The following is a 3,485-nucleotide window of genomic DNA, read 5'->3' as shown; positions in this document are numbered from 1 at the left end:
TCCTAAGACAGTGAGTTCTTTTCTTCTTCCGTGAATTCTAGGTTAATCATGTTTTTAATGAGTGCCTTGCTTCTAATTATGACTCTTAAACTATATTATTGTCCCTGAGTAAAAAATGCAAGTTGTAGCCGTGCAAAGTATAGTTGCCGGCAGCTTGCCGCCAACTCACTCCTCTAGATAAGTATTTTGACTCACGCTCCTTCCTCTTTCGAGACGTTGTGACACTTAGGGTGCGGAATGTGGGTAAAATGAGGAGTGACCGCCGTCTCTGGAGGGGGACAGCTTATGTGACAGTTGAGGGTACGGAATGTGGGGTATAAATCCCACTATGGAGCCACAGAAAAGCGATATGTAACAAAATATTAAGTAAAGTATATAAGGGTTGACAAGCAGGATATGTTGCTATTCAATGATAGACAGTAGTTTTGATCGAACCAACCTTATTGGGAGATTATGAAAATGAAAAACAAAACTTTACTTCCCCAGCTGACCACTCCTGTTGAGCGTCAGCATCAAGCTGCTGCTTCTTCTGAATCGGGGGCCAATTCTTTATCTGCATCTCGGGTTTTCATAGTTTTGCCTCCTTTTGCTGAAGATGGAGCTGAGTAAAAGTCATAGCATTTTACTCAGTAGTTTTTTCCGCTTATGCTTAGAGATTACTTGACTTCAAGTGGTTCAGCAAAAGCGGAAATCTCTGTTGATTTTGTACTTGTTAAGTGATGCAACAAAATTATTTACACAATAGGGTAGATTTTGATTAAATCATAACATCCTGTGTGAGAAGTTCTTTAGCTAAAACTGCCTCGACAAACTTGGGTAATTAGTTTTGTGTGCTTACTTATGTTCATACTGTATCAAAATCATATAGCGCTTCTCACGTTACTGGGATATCGGCAGGTTTTACCGGCAAAGGGTTTGGGGTTCTTCGTTACTTGGTATGGTTCGATAGGGGGGCATAAATCGGCTAAATCCTTATCTGGTAAGAGACTTAATTGATTAGTTCGCTCTAGATCAGAAACAATTGACAAAAATCGCTAAATGCCTTTCTATATAAGTGTTCCATCCCTTATAACCCCCGTCCATTGCATAACAATTACCGAAGAGCCTGGTTTAAGTTCCTTGCCTGCGCCTCATTCTGGTGAAAACTGCTATGGATAAAGATGAGATTTCGAGCATAAGTACCTAAGCAAAATTAATTACACATTTCGATCAAGCTTTTGCCTTTTGCCTCTTGCCTTTTGCCTATCCTAACCAAGAAATTAATTTTGCACGACTACTTATCACAGATATTAGTATTTCTCAGATTAGGGTTTTTAAAACTGTATAGAAAAACAAAATAGTAAGAGGATATGGTGTTGAAAAGCAACAAAAAGTTATACTATATTAGCGCCCATAAACACGCATTTGAAATAGATAATCTATACCCGCTTAATCTTTTTGAGGGATTTGTAGAAAGAATTGAGAAAATTGAGAAAACCGAAAATTGTGTCCTCGAATCTTCCTGTAAAATTGACCATGATAAGCTTTATCCTGTTCGTTTTAATATAGGATTTCCTAATAACAGCATAAAACAACTTCACGCAGTTATGGATTTCTTTCGTCGAGTAGAGAGTCGGGTTGATGTTAAGCTCAATTTGTCCCTGTTTCAACAGTTTATAGGTAATGACTTTAAACTCGACAAAATGACTGATTTGATGTTAGGGATTGATTTGCGACGGGATCTGTCTGATTCACGCTTAAAAATTGGCTTAACTATAGAGGATTATCCAGAAAAGCAAAAAGCAGCAGTAATTCTCAACAACAATATAGATGAAGTAACTTCTAACTTACTTATCAGTAACCGCCTACATATAGGATTTGATTTTTATTTGAATGGTCGCAGTGAGATGGAGCTTTATCCTCATATCATGCAGCAAGACTTTCAAAAACTTGATGTGCAGCAAAGGTTGTCTAAAGTTTTGTCACCTCCTGCTTTACAGGTCGTACCTGCTTGTACTAGAATTTGCGTCGGCATTTCAAAAGCTAATAGAGACAAAATCATTTATTATTATTTAGAAAATATGGGAGACTTTCTCAATTACTTTACAGTAAATGATACTGCCCGAAAAGTCCACGCTTATTATCTAAAACAACCAGTAGTGGAAATGTGCGTGGCTCTGCCGGAAAGTGAATTACTAGCAGGGACGACAATTAAGAATCTCAATCTATATTATCTGCTCTAGCCTGTATTGTTCATGAAAGTAGAGTAAAAAAACCTGGTTCTTCGCTTAATTGATTAGTTCGCTCTAGATCAAAAACAATTGACAAAAATCGCTAAATGCCTTTCTATATAAGTGTTCCATCCCTTATAACCCCCGTCCATTGCATAACAATTACCGAAGAGCCTAAAAGTCTTTCTAGTTAAGGAATCTACCCGAATAAAAATTATTTTAATTACCTCATATTTTTTCAGTGAAATTGAATTATAGCGTTTCCCAATCTCATGAGGTACACCAAAATCTTAACTCCTGAATCTTAACTCCTGAATCTTAACTCCTGAATCTTAACTCCTGAATCTTAACTCCTGAATCTTAACTCCTGAATCTTAACTCCTGAATCCTGAATCCTGAATCCTGAATCCTGACTCCTCAAAACCTAAGACTCTGTAGCTCACAACTATGGGAATTACTATATACATTTCAGTCATCAAACTACTTAATTAGTACATAGGCTAAAAGCAAGCTGTGACTGGGTTATAATTTTTGGAGATGTCTAATGAGTATTCTAAGATACATTCCTCCTAGCGAGGGAGTGGAACGAACCACAAAGACACAAAGGACACAAAGATTGATCGATCCTATGTAAGTTAAACTTATCACACAGAACCTAGAAGAGCCACCTGAGTTCGGGTTAAGCAGATTGAGGTAAAGCCCAGTCCGTCGGTCAGGAGAGCTTCTTCGGAGCGGGTCAAACTTGCAGAACAAAAAGACTACCTAGCGATCGCCTAATTAATAGTGATCGACGAATTGGTAGCGATCACCAATAAAGAGGACACCTGAACCAACAAGTTTGACCTGCTCCCAGACGCGGTCTCGCCAAACGAGCGCCTAAGGCAGCGCCTGTTAACCAATGGGTTCAGAATCCAGAGTTGGCAAAGGTTTTGCCACAGTTCCATCAGATAGCCTTATCCCGAACTCAGATTATATTACTCTTTCTGAGTTTTTTGATTGTTAGAGTCCTGAATTTATCTGAACTTTTCCCGATTGGCAAGCCTTTTGACCGAGGTTACTATTGTCAGTGTGAATCAAGAAAAGATTGAATCACCCACAGACTTAAGGAGAACACAGTCATGAGTCAACCAGATGTCGAAAGATTTTATGAAATTGCGCGCAATAGCGAAGAGCTTCAAGCTATGTTAGGCGCGGCTGAAGATCGCGACAGCTTTGTCGAAACCGCCGTCAGACTAGGACAAGAGAATGGCTGCAACTTCACTCTTGACGAAGCGA

General features: G+C 38.9%; 3 protein-coding genes and 1 pseudogene. 3 read left to right on the top strand and 1 reads right to left on the bottom strand.

Going from position 1 to position 3,485, the window contains the following annotated elements; genetic code table 11:
• Positions 1-453 precede the first annotated feature (453 nt).
• Entirely contained in the window at positions 454-609 is a 156-nt protein-coding gene (locus EWV68_RS21065) for an anacyclamide/piricyclamide family prenylated cyclic peptide (RefSeq protein WP_287170934.1), read from the top strand.
• A gap of 251 nt (positions 610-860) precedes the next feature.
• On the opposite strand, the pseudogene EWV68_RS21060 reads toward EWV68_RS21065, so the two are convergent.
• Positions 861-1,040 (bottom strand): annotated as a pseudogene (locus EWV68_RS21060) (hypothetical protein).
• Between the two features lie 309 nt (positions 1,041-1,349).
• On the opposite strand from EWV68_RS21060, the gene EWV68_RS21055 reads away from it, so the two are divergent.
• Both EWV68_RS21055 and EWV68_RS22005 read left to right on the top strand, forming a co-directional pair.
• Positions 1,350-2,222 (top strand): LynF/TruF/PatF family peptide O-prenyltransferase, encoded by an 873-nt coding sequence (locus EWV68_RS21055; protein ID WP_061432522.1) that lies wholly within the window; start codon positions 1,350-1,352, stop codon positions 2,220-2,222.
• Between the two features lie 1,106 nt (positions 2,223-3,328).
• Positions 3,329-3,485 (top strand): Nif11-like leader peptide family natural product precursor (locus tag EWV68_RS22005; protein ID WP_353806761.1); only part of this gene is annotated, 157 nt, incomplete at its 3' end.

The sequence above is a fragment of the Microcystis sp. M_QC_C_20170808_M9Col genome (assembly GCF_007095495.1).
Lineage (GTDB): Bacteria > Cyanobacteriota > Cyanobacteriia > Cyanobacteriales > Microcystaceae > Microcystis > Microcystis aeruginosa.
Note: the sequence above shows the minus strand (reverse complement) of the source record. Positions and strands in the feature narration are given on the sequence as shown.

Excerpts from the sequence above, each read along its gene's own strand:
- EWV68_RS21065 (WP_287170934.1), top strand. The coding sequence starts at position 454 with ATGAAAATGAAAAACAAAACTTTACTTCCCCAGCTGACCACTCCTGTT.
- EWV68_RS21055 (WP_061432522.1), top strand. The coding sequence starts at position 1,350 with ATGGTGTTGAAAAGCAACAAAAAGTTATACTATATTAGCGCCCATAAA.